This window comes from Bradyrhizobium sp. IC4059, from assembly GCF_020193615.1.
Taxonomy (GTDB): domain Bacteria; phylum Pseudomonadota; class Alphaproteobacteria; order Rhizobiales; family Xanthobacteraceae; genus Bradyrhizobium; species Bradyrhizobium yuanmingense.
Genome location: NZ_JADYVH010000005.1, coordinates 462,900 through 476,268, shown reverse-complemented (window position 1 = coordinate 476,268; position 13,369 = coordinate 462,900). Strand labels below are relative to the sequence as shown.

Below are 13,369 nucleotides of genomic sequence, written 5' to 3'. Positions count from 1 at the left end.
GCCAAAGCTCCCGTGGCGCTTCCTCCGCTCGATTCACCGCAATGGAATAGTCCCTGGCGCGCCTTCGCGTGGGGACTGCGCTCGATCACGCAGACGATCCTCACCATCGTGCTGTTCGTGACCTATCTCGGCATCGGTGCGCTCGCTCACGACACCCATTTCAGCCTGCTCTGGGCATTGTGCTCGACGCTGTTGGTCTGGGCAGGTCCGGCGCAGATCATCCTGATCACCACGCTCGGCTCGGGCGCCACCATCATCCAGTCGGCGATCGCGGTGACCGTCAGCGCCATCCGCCTGTTTCCAATGGTGGTCTCGGTGCTGCCGCTGATGCGCACACCCACGACCAAGCGGCGCGAGCTGATTTTCGCCGCGCATCTCACCGCAGTGACGCTGTGGGTCGAATGCCACCGCTTCCTGCCGCAGGTGCCGCGCGAACGGCGGATCGCCTTCGTCCACGGGCTCGGCTGCGGGCTCGTCTCCGTGTGCCTTGTCGCCAATATCGTCGGCTATTTCCTCGCCGCCAACCTGACGCAGACGCTTGGTGCGGCGATCCTGTTGCTGACGCCGCTGTCGTTCCTGTTCTCGACGGCGCGCAACAGCCGCGAGGTCGCCGACGTCGTCGCGCTCGTGCTGGGCATCGTGCTCTATCCGCTGGCGGCGAAGATGAACTCCGGCCTCGATATCCTCGTCAGCGGCGTGGTCGCCGGGACGATCGCTTATGGCGTGCACTGGTGGCGGGAGGTACGCGCATGAGCTTTGCGCAAGCGATCGGCGACTGGCACGCGCTGGCGGTGCTGTTCGTCGCCGGCGTCGTTCCCAACCAGATCTGGCGCATGCTGGGCCTGTGGTTCGGCGGCGGCATCGACGAGGGCTCGGAGCTGCTGGTCTGGGTCAGGGCGGTCGCCACCGCGATCCTGGCCGGCGTCATCGCCCAGATCGTGGTCCAGCCGCCGGGGGCGCTGGCCAGCGTGCCTGATGTCCTGCGTTATGGTGCGGTCGGTGCCGGTCTCGTCGTTTTCCTGCTGACCCGCCGTTCGATCTTCGCAGGCGTGGTCACGGGCGAAGTCTTCATGCTGGCCGGCAAGTGGTGGTTGGGCTAAAACCGCCAGCGAACAGCCAGGGAACAGGACATATGGTTCGCGAACAGGAGCTCCGCGAGGGCGAGGTCGCCATCGAGCTGCCGCCGACGCAAGATGCCGGCCTCGTCTTCATCGGCCGGATCCGCACGCCCTGGTCGTCGCGGCTGGAGACGCCGCGGCAGGGACGTCAGGACGGTCCGATCTGCCGCCTCGAGATCTTCGAGCCGTTCGTGCCGGCCATCAAGGGCGTCGACTTCTACAGCAACCTCGAAGTGCTCTATTGGCTCGACCGCTCGCGCCGCGACATCGTCCTGCAGAGCCCGAAGAACAACGAGAAGACCCGCGGCACCTTTTCGCTGCGCTCGCCGGTGCGGCCCAATCCGATCGGCACCTCGATCGTCAAGCTGGTCGGCATCGAGGGCAATGCCATCCTGGTGCGCGGCCTCGATTGCATCGACAACACGCCGCTGATCGACATCAAGCCCGACCGCTGCGAGTTCACGCCGCTGGCCGCGCCGCAGACGGGCGATTTCGAGACGGAGTGAGGGGCCTCCGCTCCAACCTCGTCATTGCGAGCGCAGCGAAGCAATCCAGGATCCCTCCACCGAGGCAGTCTGGATTGCTTCGTCGCAAGAGCTCCTCGCAATGACGAGGATGCAGCGCCGGCTACCCCTTCAACGCCGCCATCAGCTTCGCCGCGTGCTCTTGCAGCACCTTGTCGTCTTCCTTGCGGCTCGCAGGCGGCAGCATGGCGACGCCGTCGTGGCGCGGCATCACGTGCATGTGCAGGTGAAACACCACCTGTCCGCCGGCAGGCTCGTTGAACTGCTGCACTGTGATGCCGTCGGCATTGAACGCCTTCATTGCGGCGGCCGCGATCTTGTGCGCGCCTCGGGCGACATGGGCGTAATCGTCGGGCTTGATGTCGAGGATGTTGCGGGCAGGAGCCTTCGGGATCACCAGCGTGTGACCGGGCACGCGCGGCATGATGTCGAGGAAGGCGAAGACGTGCTCATCCTCGTAGACCTTGTAGCAGGGCAGCTCGCCGCGCAGGATTTTCGCGAAGATGTTGTTAGTGTCGTAGGCGGTCATGGCGGCGGCTCCTCGAACGATTTGCGCTTACTGTCACCAGCCGTGGCGAGGCGTCAAGGCGCCTCGTCGGCCGCTTTGCGGAACGGGCCGAGCTCGGCGAGCTCTCGTCCGGCTTCCGCGACATAGGCGCGCTCGCGCTTGAGGTAATCGTCGATGGCGCGGCGCAGGCCGGGATCGGCGATGAAGTGGGCGGAATGCGTGGTCCGGGGTAGGTAGCCGCGCGCGATCTTGTGCTCGCCCTGCGCGCCGGCCTCGACGTGTTTGAGGCCGCGCTTGATCGCGAAATCGATCGCCTGGTAGTAGCAGACCTCGAAATGCAGGAACGGGTGATGCTCGACCGCGCCCCAGTTGCGGCCGAACAGCGTGTCCGAGCCGATGAAGTTGATCGCGCCCGCAATCCAGCGATTGTTACGGCGGGCCATCACCAGCAGCACGTCCTCGCTCATGGACTCGCCGATCAGCGAGAAGAACTCGCGCGTTAGGTACGGCCGGCCCCATTTGCGCGAGCCGGTCTCCATGTAGAATGCGAAGAAGGCATCCCAGGCATCCTCGGTGATGTCCTTGCCGGTGAGCCAGTGGATCGTGATGCCGGCCGCGAGCGCATCGCGCCGCTCGCGCTTGATCGATTTGCGATGGCGCGAGTTCAGCGTCGCCAGGAAGTCGTCGAAGCTCGCAAAGCCCTCATTGTGCCAGTGGAACTGCTGGTCGGTGCGCTGGAGGAAGCCGTGCTCGGCGAGCAGCTTCCATTCCGACTCCCGCGCGAAGGTGACGTGGACGGAGGAGGCCTTGCTGACGCCGCATAGCGCTATGAGCCCACTCGCCAGCGCCTCGGTGATGCGCTCGCGATCGACGCCATCACGCACCAGCAGCCGCGGCCCCGTGGCCGGTGTGAAGGGAACCGAGACCTGGAGCTTCGGGTAGTAGCGTCCCCCGGCACGCTCATAGGCATCCGCCCAGCCGCGATCGAAGACGTATTCGCCTTGGCTGTGCGATTTCAGATAGCAGGGGACGATTCCGGCGACGCGGCCGCCGAGCTTGGCGACCAGATGCCGGGGTCCCCAGCCAGTCCGGACCGTGGCCGAGCCCGATTTCTCGACCGCAGAGAGAAAGGCGTGGGAGACGAACGGGTTATAGGCGGGTCTTGAGAGGTCGAGGGAATCGCTTGGAAGAGCGGATGAGGTTCTGGTGCCAGCCCCATTGCACCGTCCGCCGGGATTGGCGCAGGCGTCCCAATCCTCCGGTGACACGTCGCCAATCGAAGGTACGGCCTCGAGCGTGATTTCCGATGATGCCATCGTGCCCAAGATCGTGCATTGCAGCAGCGACTTCAAGAGGGCGGGGGAACACAGGTCTCGTGCCCCGGACGCGGCGCAGCACTCCCGGCGATGCGAAGCATCGTCCGGTGTGGTGCGCCGCTGAGCCGGGCTCATGTGGCCGCGCGCTCGCGGAGAGATGGGTCCCGCCTCAGCGCTGCGACGCTCACCCGTCGCAGCTTGTCCGGGACACGGGCAAGCCCTACGGCACGAACCCCTCGAAGATCATCTGGTCCGCATACCGCCCGACCCGGCTCCGCTGCTCCGGGGTGCGGACGGTCCAGCCGAGCAGGGCGCAGCCGAACAGGTTGCGGGCGATCCAGGGGGCGGGGGCCGGCAGGTGGTCGGCCTTGAAGGCGACGAAATGCGGCCGGGTTTGCAAGCCGTGGCGCAAGTACAGCATGCTGTCACGCTGCTCTTGGGTGAGGTTGGCCCAGTACTCGTCCTCATAGCTCCGCTGCGCGACGATGCCGCGCGGACGATTGGGCAACAGGTCACGTAGCGCCAGCACCTGGTCGGGATCGAAGGACATGCCGACGGCGGGGCCGTCATACGAGGCCAACACCTCGGCCATCCGCTTCACCAGCTTGCGATCGCCGCCGAAATGGCTCTTCACCTCGATTACCAGGGGCACACGTCCGGCGACCATGGCGCAGAGGTCGGCGAGCGACATCATCCGCTCGTCGGTGTCCTTGAACCTGACGGCCTTCAGCTCGGTCGCGGTCTTTGCGATCACCTCGCCGGTGGCCTCGGTGAGTCGGCCCAGGGCATGGTCGTGATGGACCATGGCCTCGCCGTCGGCCGAGAGCTGGATATCGACCTCGATCGCAAAACTACCAGCAATCGCAGCCTGCACCGCGCCCGGCATGTTCTCGACGATGCCGCGCGAAATGTCATGCAGGCCGCGATGGGCGACCGGCCGCGCTGTCAGCCAATCCGGAGCGCGCATTTGGCGTCAGGCGACCTCGAACACGCCTTCGACCTCGACCGCCGCATCCGCGGGCAGCGAGGCGACGCCGACGGTGGTGCGGGCGTGGCGGCCCTTGTCCCCGAAGGCGGCAACCATCAGGTCGGAGGCGCCGTTGAGCACCTTCGGCCCATCCAGGAAATCCGGGGCCGAGTTGATGAAGCCGCCGAGGCGCACCACGCGTACGACCTTATCGAGATCGCCGAGCGCCGCCTTGACCTGGGCCAGCAGGTTGACGGCGCAGCCGCGCGCGGCTGCGGCGCCGTCCTCGATCGAGACGCCGGCCCCCAGCTTGCCCTTGGCGATCAGCTTGCCGGCGGGGTCGAAGCAGACCTGGCCGGAGACGAAGAGGAGGTTGCCCGTGCGCACAAAGGGCACGTAGTTGGCGACGGGGGAGGGGGCCTCGTGCAGCTTGATGCCTTGCTCCGCCAGTTTCTGCTCGACCGTGCCCGCCATGTCCGACCTCGTTGTCCAAAAATCCTTCGCTCCGGCGCGTCCCCTGGATGGCCGGGCGCGCCCTGTTTCGCCCATCATGCCGCCACATGCAAGCAACCGGAGGGGCTGCATTTTGTTGAGGCTGGCCGGCAGGTTCAACGTGGAGGGGCAATTTTACGTGGACGGCCTCAGTTGCGGCGCAATGGAACGGTCATTAAAATGTCGAATCTGCGCTTTCCTCAGGGAACAGACATGGTGCATCTTTTCCGGACTTCGCTCGGTGTGATGGCGCTTGCCGCGGCCAGTGTCGGCCTTGGCGGCGTAGCCGAGGCCGCCAACGGTCCGTTTCTCGCGCACCAGGCGCTGTATGATCTCCGCCTCGTCAAATCGCGCACCAATTCGGTCAATAGCGCCCGCGGCCGGATCCTCTACAATTTCACGGGGAACGCCTGCGAGGGCTATACCTCGGAATTCCGCCAGGTCTCCGAGCTCGACAGCGGCGAGGGCAAGGTCACGCTCAGCGACCTCCGCTCCAACTCCTGGGAGGACGCCGCCGGCAAGAGCTACCGTTTCAAGATCGAGACGCGCATGAACGAGGCGGATGCCGGCCGCGTCGATGGCTCGGCCGAGCGCGACGGCGACCACATCAACGTCAAGCTGAAGCTTCCGGCGCCGAAGACGTTCACGCTCGACGGCAAGATCGTGTTCCCAACCGAGCAAATCCAGCGCATCATCGCAGCGGCGAGGGAAGGCAAATCGCTGCTCGAACTCTCCGTCTATGACGGCTCCGATGACGGCCAGAAGGTCTACAACACGCTGACCGTGATCGGTCAGCCGATCCCCGCCGACCGTGCCACCTCGTCCGATCCGTCGACTGCGGACGAGCACATGAAGTCGCTCAAGCGCTGGCCAGTCACCGTCAGCTATTTCGACCGCGACGCCCAGCAGAAGGAGGGCGAGCAGACGCCGGTCTATGCGATGGCGTTCGAGCTCTACGAGAACGGCGTCTCGCGCCAGCTCGTGCTCGACTACAACGATTTCGTCATCTCCGGCGCCATGGGCAAGTTCGACGTGAAGGACAGCAAGCCCTGTAATTGAGGGCTAGGTCTCTCGTCGCGAGCAGCGTCGTAGGGTGGGCAAAGCGGATCGTGCCCACGCTTTCTCTCGATAATCGTTGATGGATGGTGGGCACGGCGCAAGTGCGCCTTTGCCCACCCTACGAGATCTCTCTTGGTCGCTTCGCTCCTCGCAATGACGGGGCTAGCTCTCGTCACACTCTCCCGCTACGCTCCCTCCCAACCACAAATTCGGGGAGCCAGCCCATGCCGAAGCTCGACCATCTCCGCCCCAGCGGCCTGCATCACAATCCAGCCTATTCCCACGTCGTCACCGCGACGGGGGCGCGCACGATCTACATTTCCGGCCAGGTCTCGACCGACGAGGAGGGCCGGATCGTCGGCGAGGGCGATATCGCTGCGCAGACCACCCAGGTGATGCAGAATCTCGGCCTCGCGCTGAAGGCCGCGGGGGCAAGCTATTCCAACATCGTCAAGATCACGACCTTCGTGGTGAACTACAAGCCGGAGCTGCGGCCCATCATCGGCAAGGCCCGCTCGGCCTTCTTCGAAGGCATGGAGCCGCCAGCCTCGACGCTCGTCGGCGTCTCCGCGCTCGCTGCGCCGGAATGGCTGATCGAGATCGAGGCGGTCGCGGTTGCGGATTGAGGTTTTCCTGTAGCCCGGATGAAGCGCAAGCGTAATCCGGGAAGCCTGTCGCCACGGAGCACTGTCCCGGATTGCGCTCCGCTCCATCCGGGCTACAGCTGCTATGAGTGCTTCGCCTCTGACAGCTCTTGTAGAGCCGCCATCGCTTCGTCGGCTCTGTCGGACGGTACGAAGAGATGGTCGTGGTGGAACGCCGACACGGCATTCACGCTGATGCCGGCGTCGGCGAGGCGCGCCGTGATTGCCGCCAGGAAGCCGACCGCATCGAGCGCGGAGTGAACCGTGAGCGTGATCAGGCGTGAGGCGAATTCGTAGCGCAGTCCTGCGCGTTCGGCATCCTCCAGCGGTGCTACGACCGTTGTGCCCTCCGGCTCGCGGAAGATCAGGAGCGGATCGACTGCTGCGGGAATAGTCTCGTCTGCCGCGATCGTGCAAAATACGAAGGTGCCCGGTCGCAGCTCCGGCTTCATCAGTCTCAGCAGCGCATTGAGATCGCGTTCACCCGTCATCACTCCTGCGCCTTCTCCGGGCCCTCATAGGCAATGCCGCGGATCACCGCGGCGCTGCCGAACTTCTTGCGCAGGCTGTCGACCGCGCGTTCGGCGTGGGCGGCGCGCCGGTCGAGCATGTCGGTGTCATCGATCGCCGAGCCCTCGCGCAGCGCGCTGACGCCGGCGCCCATCAGGCGGAAGGCGGTGCCGTCGATTTCCTTGGCCAGCATCTCGCGGCAGATCGAGAAGATCTTCGCGGCCAGCTGCGTCGGGGCGGCGATCGATTGCGAGCGCGTGCGCTGGCGGAAATCGGCGGTCTTCAACTTCAGCGTCACGGTGGAGCCGGCGAGTTCGCTGCTCTTCAGGCGCGACGACGTCTTCTCGCAGAGTCGCCACAGGATCTTCTCCAGCGTCGCGAAATCGCGGATGTCGGTCTCGAACGTCGTCTCGCTTGAAATGGTCTTGGCGCCGCGGTCAGGCTCGACGCGGCGGTCGTCGATGCCGCGTGCGAGCCGCCACAGCCTGCGGCCCTCGCTCGGAAACTGCCGCATCATCTCGATCTCGTCGGCCTTCTGCAGATCGGCGATGATGCGGAAGCCGCGCTGCACCAGGCGTTCCTGCGTCGCGGGACCGACGCCGAAGATGAAGCCGACCGGCTTTTCCGCCAGCATCAACCGCGCTTCCTCCTGGTCGAGCGCGGCAAAGCCTCTGGGCTTGTCGAGGTCGGAGGCGATCTTGGCCAGGAACTTGTTGCAGGACAGGCCGACCGAGACGGTGATGCCGATGTCGCGCTCGACGTCGCGGGCAAAGCGCGCCAGCACCTTGGCGGGGATCATGCCGTGCACCCGCTCGGTGCCGGAGAGATCGAGGAAGGCCTCGTCGATCGAGAGCGGCTCGACCAGCGGCGTCAGCGCCTGCATGGCCTGGCGGACCTCGCGGCCGACCCGGACGTACTTTGCCATGTCCGGGCGGATCACGGTCGCATGCGGGCAGGCTTCCAGTGCCTTGAACATCGGCATCGCCGAGCGAACGCCATAGGTGCGCGCGATGTAGCAGGCCGCCGACACCACGCCGCGCTTGCCCCCGCCGATGATGACGGGCTTGTCGGCGATGTCAGGGTTGTCGCGCTTCTCGACCGTCGCATAGAAGGCGTCGCAGTCGATATGGGCGATGGTCAGGCCGGCGAGCGAGCGGTGGCGGACGAGGCGGGGGGAACCGCAGGCCGAGCAGCGCCGCAGGCCCATATCCAGATCGGCCAGACAATCCCGGCAGAAGCAGCGGGGCCCGGCCGGCTCTGGGACGCTCACGGCACGTCGCGCTCCCAGGAGGGGTCACCGAGCGCATCGCCGAGGACCTGCCGCGCCGCGGCAACGTTGGTCGGGTGCAGTTCCGCCACCTTGGCAAAGGCCTTCACCGTGGCATCGTCCCGCATCACGAAATCGAGCACGCTGAGGAGGAAATTCGGGTCCGCGGCGGCGTTGCGCAGGGTCTCCGGACCGACCCCCGTCTCGGCCAGGAACAGGCCCAGCCGCTCAGGCTCGCCCGCGACGAAGGACAGGGCCTGAATCGCAACGATTTCAGCGACTTCGCGGGGGTTGTGAACAGGCTTTTTCACGGGGACGGTTTGCCTTTCCGTTAACTTTCAGTCTCTAATTTGGAATCATCATGCCCGAGTCTCGTGCTCAAGTCTTCCGGCCCCGGACAAGCAACTGGAAACCACATCGCAGAAAGTGGACCCTCGGGTTTAACGAAACTCAAGCGAATCTGAGGCTAGTTTGAATCCAGTTTTCGAAACGCCGGGAAGCGGCGTCTGAGGCGTCACATGTACCGGTCCTTCGGACCAATCAGGAGGGCGGGATGGCTAAGACCGTCCTGATCGTGGAAGACAACGAGCTCAACATGAAGCTCTTCCGCGACCTGTTGGAGGCGCACGGGTACCAGACCTCCGGCACCAGCAACGGCTACGAGGCGCTCGACCTCGTGCGCAAGATGCGGCCCGACCTCGTGCTGATGGACATCCAGCTGCCGCAGGTCTCCGGCCTCGAGGTGACGCGCTGGATCAAGGACGATCCGGAGCTGCGCGCCATTCCAGTCGTCGCGGTCACGGCGTTCGCGATGAAGGGCGACGAAGAGCGCATCCGCGAGGGCGGCTGCGAAGCCTATTTGTCCAAGCCGATCTCGGTCGGCAAATTCATTGAGACGGTCCGGCGTTTTATCGGATAGGAAGTGAGTTCACAGTGTCCGCGCGTATCCTGGTCGTCGACGACGTCCCCGCCAACGTCAAGCTGTTAGAGGCCCGCCTTTCCGCCGAATATTTCGACGTGATGACCGCCGCGAACGGCACCGAGGCGCTCGCGATCTCAAGGCGTGCCGAATGCGACATCATCCTGCTCGACGTGATGATGCCCGACATGGACGGCTTCGAGGTCTGCCGCCGCCTCAAGACCGATCCGGCGACGCACCACATTCCCGTCGTGATGGTCACCGCGCTCGACAGCCCCGCCGACCGCAATCGCGGGCTCGAGGCCGGTGCCGACGACTTCCTGACCAAACCCGTCTCCGACGTCGTGCTGATCGCGCGGGTGCGCTCGCTGACGCGGCTGAAGATGATGACGGATGAGCTGCGCATGCGCGCCATCACCTCGCTCGAGATCGGCATGCAGGCGCCCGAGCGCAGTGCGATCGCCGACACCGGCAAGGGCGGCCGCATCCTCCTGGTCGACGACCGCCAGTCCTCCTACGAGCGGCTGGCGACGATCCTCGCTGCCGAGCACACCATCGACGTCGAGCCGAACCCGACGGAGGCGCTGTTCCACGCCGCCGAGGGCAACTACGATCTCCTGATCGTCTCGCTCGACCTCAACAATTTCGACGGCCTGCGCCTGTGCAGCCAGGCGCGCTCGTTGGAGCGCACGCGCCATGTGCCGATCCTGGCGATCGCCGACCCCGAGAACTCGACACGGCTGCTGCGCGGCCTCGAGATCGGCGTCAACGACTACCTGCTGCGCCCGATCGACAAGACCGAGCTCTTGGCGCGCGCCCGCACCCAGATCCGCCGCCGCCGCTACACCGATCATTTGCGCGACAATGTGCAGAACTCGATCGAGATGGCGATCACCGACGCGCTGACCGGCCTGCACAATCGCCGTTACATGGAGAGCCATCTGGCGACGCTCGCCGAGCAGGCCGCGACCCGCGGCAAGCCGCTGGCGCTGATGATCCTGGACATCGACTATTTCAAGTCGATCAACGACAATTACGGCCACGATGCCGGCGACGACGTGCTGCGCGAGTTCGCGGTGCGCGTGCGCAAATCGATCCGCGGCATTGATCTCGCCTGCCGTTACGGCGGCGAGGAATTCGTCATCGTGATGCCCGAGACCGATCTCCATGTTGCCGGCATGGTCGCCGAGCGCCTGCGCCGCTCGATAGCGGGTGAGCCCTTCGCGATCCACAAGGGGGCCAAGCGCATCGAGGTCACGATCTCGATCGGCCTCACCACGCTCGAGCGAAAGGGCGAGGCGGTGGCCGACGTCCTCAAGCGCGCCGACACCGCGCTCTACCGCGCCAAGCACGACGGCCGCAATCGCGTGGTCTCGCAGGCGGCGTGAGGGCCGTCCGCGCAAAGTTGCGAAAACAACCCCATGCACAGTAGCCGGCGCGAGCGGGATCAATGGGTTACGCGGGTGGCGAGATAATTTGCGCCGGCAGCGGCGTCGTTTGACCCGTCGGGCAAAACAGGAGCATATTGGTAGGGTCGCGAAATGGTCCTGACGGGTAGTCAGGCGCCCGCGCTTTCTCCACAAATCCCGGTGTCATTCCCCGCCTTGTGCGCAGTCGCGCACTGGAGCGGGGAATCCAGTACGCCGCAGCGTCTCGGGTCTAGCTTCACTGTCTCTGGAATACTGGATCACCCGCTTTCGCGGGTGATGACAGCGAGCGATCAGGCGACAGCGGTTAGTCTGGAGCGCGCTTGCTCCGTTTCTCCGCCGGGTTCGCATCCTCGCCCACATCCACCCCCGCATTCCGCAACAACACCTTCGCCGCTTCCTTCGCGGCTCTGGCCATCGCCGGATCATCGCGCACGAGGTCCTGCGCGATGGAGCCGTCGACCAGCAGCACCAGCTGCGTCGCGAGCGCGTCCGCTTCGGCAACGCCGAGCTCGGTCAGGCGGTCGCGAAACCAGAGGCGGCGGCTTTCCTTGAAGGCGATCGCGATCTTCTTCACGGCGCGGTCGCCGGGGCCGAGCTCGGCGACCGCATTGACGAATGGGCAGCCGCGAAAGTCTTTCGCCGCGAAGCGCCGCTCCAGCGAATCGAACGTCGCGAGGATCTGCTCGGCGGGCGGCTTGTCGGAGGGGCGTGCGCTGACGAAGCGGCGCTCGAGATAGGCCGCGATCAGCGCGTCCTTGGACGGGAAGTGATTGTAGAGCGTGCGCTTACTGATGCCGACCTCGGCCGCGATGGTATCGACGCCGATGGCGCGAATGCCTTGCAGATAGAACAGCTTGTCGGCGGTCTGAAGGATCCGCTCTTTCATCGTCTGTGGGGCAGGCGGGGGAGCCATGCGGAGCTAAGCGTCCTGTTCGCTTGACAGCCGCTTCCATCTATAGCCTAAGTGCACAGGTCTGTGTACCCAAAAACATCGGCAAAAGCAGACGACGGCACGCGTGCCGCGCCCAAAAGGGAGAAGAAAAATGCCCCTGCTGCAGGTTCTGCGTCCCACCTTGCCGATCCTGATCGGCGCCTCGATCATGCTGACCTTGAGCATGGGGCTGCGGCAGTCGCTCGGTATCTTCATGCAGCCGCTGACGCACGACATCCACATTTCGATCTCGGATTTCACGCTTGCACTGGCCGTGCAAAACCTCGCCTGGGGCTTCCTGCAGCCGCCCGCCGGTGCACTCACCGTGCGCTACGGCTTCCGCCCGATCATGATCGCCGGCGCGCTGATGTACATCGCGGGCCTCGCGCTGATGGCGACGGCGAATGGGCTTCTCAGCATCATGATCGGCGCCGGCGTGCTGATCGGGACCTCGCTCGCCTGCACCGCGGCGGCGATCGCGATGTCGGTGGCGGCACGTGCGGTGCCGGAGACGGTGCGCTCGACCGTGCTCGGCATCGTCTCCGGCGCGGGCTCGCTCGGCGCGCTACTTTCGGCGCCGATCGGACAGATGCTCAACGAGGGCTTTGGCTGGCGCGTCGGGCTCGCGGGCTTCGTCATCATGTCGGTGCTGATGATCCCTGCGGCCTGGTATGCCGGGCGCGTCGACAAGATTCCGTTGCCGAAGCCGGCGGCCGACGAGATCGATGATGCCACGGCTGCAGCCGCGGCGAGGACCGCGTTCGGCAATGCCTCCTTCGTGGTGATGACCTGCGCCTATCTCGTCTGCGGCATGCAGCTCGTGTTCCTCACCACGCACCTGCCGTCATATCTCGCGATCTGCGGCCTCGATCCGATGCTGAGCGCGCAGACGCTCGGCATGATCGGCGGCTTCAACGTGCTGGGCTCGCTGTTCTTCGGCTGGGCCGGCCAACGCTGGAACAAGCTGGCGCTCTTGGGCGGGATCTACATCCTGCGCTCGCTCGCACTCGCCTGGTACTTCATGCTGCCGGCAAGCCCGTTCTCGACGCTGCTGTTCGGCGCGATCATGGGCTTTCTGTGGATGGGCGTCGGCCCGCTGGTCGCGGGCGCGGTCGCCGAGATGTTCGGCCTGCGCTGGCAGGCGATGATCCAGGGCCTCGCCTTCATGAGCCACCAGATCGGCAGCTTCCTCGGCGCTTACGGAGGCGGGCTGCTCTACGACGCGCTCGGCTCCTACACCATGGCCTGGCGCATCGGCGTCGCGCTCGGCCTTGCCGGCGGGATCGTGCAGGTCGCGTTCGCGCTTGTCAGGCCGTCGCAGCCGCCCACGCCAGTGCTGCGGACAGCGTAGGGCGGGGCGGGTGGTCGTTTTCCTTGGCCTTGCACCGCTGCCGTTCTCACAAATTTGCATTTGCCTCAAAGCGCTCGGTTGCTGACGTGCGAGAGAACTTTTCGTCGACTCGGCAGGCGGTCGTTCATGGGCTTGCCAATTTCGCGTTTGGGTCGTGTCAGGCTGTGGTCAGCCTTCTCAGATTGAAAATGGGCTTGAGTTGCAGAGTGTTAGCCAGTTCATAATCCTAATCGCGCCGGCCAGCTTAAGCTTTCGAGACAACCGCTCGGGAGGCAACGATGACGCCCGGCTGGCTCATTTTCCCTGCGACTATCGCCTGTGTCTACTTCCTGG

Annotated in this window: 16 protein-coding genes; 8 read left to right on the top strand and 8 right to left on the bottom strand. The window is 65.3% G+C overall.

The window, feature by feature from the left end; translation table 11 throughout:
• The first annotated feature begins 12 nt into the window (after window positions 1-12).
• The 3 genes from I6F12_RS18825 to tsaA are packed head-to-tail and all read left to right on the top strand — an operon-like array spanning window position 13 to window position 1,624.
• Window positions 13-753, top strand: a complete 741-nt coding sequence (locus I6F12_RS18825) for an AzlC family ABC transporter permease (RefSeq protein ID WP_225156982.1) — start codon at window positions 13-15, stop codon at window positions 751-753.
• Window positions 750-1,100, top strand: a complete 351-nt coding sequence (locus tag I6F12_RS18820; RefSeq protein WP_036015173.1) for an AzlD domain-containing protein — start codon at window positions 750-752, stop codon at window positions 1,098-1,100. The genes I6F12_RS18825 and I6F12_RS18820 overlap by 4 nt, the downstream gene beginning before the upstream one ends.
• A gap of 32 nt (window positions 1,101-1,132) precedes the next feature.
• Complete coding sequence (gene tsaA / locus I6F12_RS18815) at window positions 1,133-1,624, top strand: tRNA (N6-threonylcarbamoyladenosine(37)-N6)-methyltransferase TrmO (protein WP_057029795.1); 492 nt, start codon at window positions 1,133-1,135, stop codon at window positions 1,622-1,624.
• Between the two features lie 121 nt (window positions 1,625-1,745).
• On the opposite strand, the gene I6F12_RS18810 is transcribed toward tsaA, so the two are convergent.
• The 4 genes from I6F12_RS18810 to I6F12_RS18795 form a co-directional block, all read right to left on the bottom strand.
• A complete protein-coding gene (locus tag I6F12_RS18810) occupies window positions 1,746-2,171 on the bottom strand; it encodes an HIT family protein (protein ID WP_057029794.1) in 426 nt (141 codons plus the stop codon).
• A 53-nt stretch (window positions 2,172-2,224) separates the two neighbouring features.
• A complete protein-coding gene (locus I6F12_RS18805) occupies window positions 2,225-3,466 on the bottom strand; it encodes a GNAT family N-acetyltransferase (RefSeq protein WP_225156981.1) in 1,242 nt (413 codons plus the stop codon).
• A 220-nt stretch (window positions 3,467-3,686) separates the two neighbouring features.
• Complete coding sequence (locus I6F12_RS18800) at window positions 3,687-4,433, bottom strand: glycerophosphodiester phosphodiesterase (protein WP_225156980.1); 747 nt, start codon at window positions 4,431-4,433, stop codon at window positions 3,687-3,689.
• 6 nt (window positions 4,434-4,439) lie between these two features.
• On the bottom strand, window positions 4,440-4,907 hold the full coding sequence (locus tag I6F12_RS18795) for a RidA family protein (RefSeq protein WP_036015166.1): 468 nt from the start codon (window positions 4,905-4,907) through the stop codon (window positions 4,440-4,442).
• 231 nt (window positions 4,908-5,138) lie between these two features.
• On the opposite strand from I6F12_RS18795, the gene I6F12_RS18790 reads away from it, so the two are divergent.
• Window positions 5,139-5,984: a cell envelope integrity EipB family protein gene (locus I6F12_RS18790; RefSeq protein ID WP_225156979.1), complete on the top strand. Its 846-nt coding sequence runs from the start codon at window positions 5,139-5,141 to the stop codon at window positions 5,982-5,984.
• Window positions 5,985-6,208: 224 nt separating this feature from the next.
• Entirely contained in the window at window positions 6,209-6,610 is a 402-nt protein-coding gene (locus I6F12_RS18785; RefSeq protein WP_018646938.1) for a RidA family protein, read from the top strand.
• 101 nt (window positions 6,611-6,711) lie between these two features.
• On the opposite strand, the gene I6F12_RS18780 is transcribed toward I6F12_RS18785, so the two are convergent.
• Genes I6F12_RS18780 through I6F12_RS18770 form a run of 3 tightly spaced genes read right to left on the bottom strand, consistent with a single transcriptional unit; the run spans window position 6,712 to window position 8,716 of the window.
• The gene (locus I6F12_RS18780) at window positions 6,712-7,119 is read right to left on the bottom strand and encodes an ACT domain-containing protein (RefSeq protein WP_036015159.1); all 408 of its coding nucleotides are present in this window, start codon (window positions 7,117-7,119) and stop codon (window positions 6,712-6,714) included.
• Window positions 7,119-8,408: a DNA polymerase IV gene (locus tag I6F12_RS18775; protein ID WP_109143495.1), complete on the bottom strand. Its 1,290-nt coding sequence runs from the start codon at window positions 8,406-8,408 to the stop codon at window positions 7,119-7,121. Before I6F12_RS18775 ends, I6F12_RS18780 begins: the two co-directional genes overlap by 1 nt.
• Window positions 8,405-8,716, bottom strand: a complete 312-nt coding sequence (locus I6F12_RS18770; RefSeq protein ID WP_036015155.1) for a DUF3572 domain-containing protein — start codon at window positions 8,714-8,716, stop codon at window positions 8,405-8,407. Before I6F12_RS18770 ends, I6F12_RS18775 begins: the two co-directional genes overlap by 4 nt.
• A gap of 242 nt (window positions 8,717-8,958) precedes the next feature.
• On the opposite strand from I6F12_RS18770, the gene I6F12_RS18765 reads away from it, so the two are divergent.
• Complete coding sequence (locus I6F12_RS18765) at window positions 8,959-9,324, top strand: response regulator (RefSeq protein WP_008566616.1); 366 nt, start codon at window positions 8,959-8,961, stop codon at window positions 9,322-9,324.
• A gap of 14 nt (window positions 9,325-9,338) precedes the next feature.
• Window positions 9,339-10,712 (top strand): PleD family two-component system response regulator, encoded by a 1,374-nt coding sequence (locus I6F12_RS18760; RefSeq protein ID WP_036025582.1) that lies wholly within the window; start codon window positions 9,339-9,341, stop codon window positions 10,710-10,712.
• Between the two features lie 346 nt (window positions 10,713-11,058).
• On the opposite strand, the gene I6F12_RS18755 is transcribed toward I6F12_RS18760, so the two are convergent.
• Window positions 11,059-11,667: a TetR/AcrR family transcriptional regulator gene (locus tag I6F12_RS18755; protein ID WP_109143496.1), complete on the bottom strand. Its 609-nt coding sequence runs from the start codon at window positions 11,665-11,667 to the stop codon at window positions 11,059-11,061.
• Window positions 11,668-11,797: 130 nt separating this feature from the next.
• On the opposite strand from I6F12_RS18755, the gene I6F12_RS18750 reads away from it, so the two are divergent.
• Complete coding sequence (locus tag I6F12_RS18750; protein ID WP_036015149.1) at window positions 11,798-13,036, top strand: MFS transporter; 1,239 nt, start codon at window positions 11,798-11,800, stop codon at window positions 13,034-13,036.
• The last annotated feature ends 333 nt before the right edge of the window (window positions 13,037-13,369 follow it).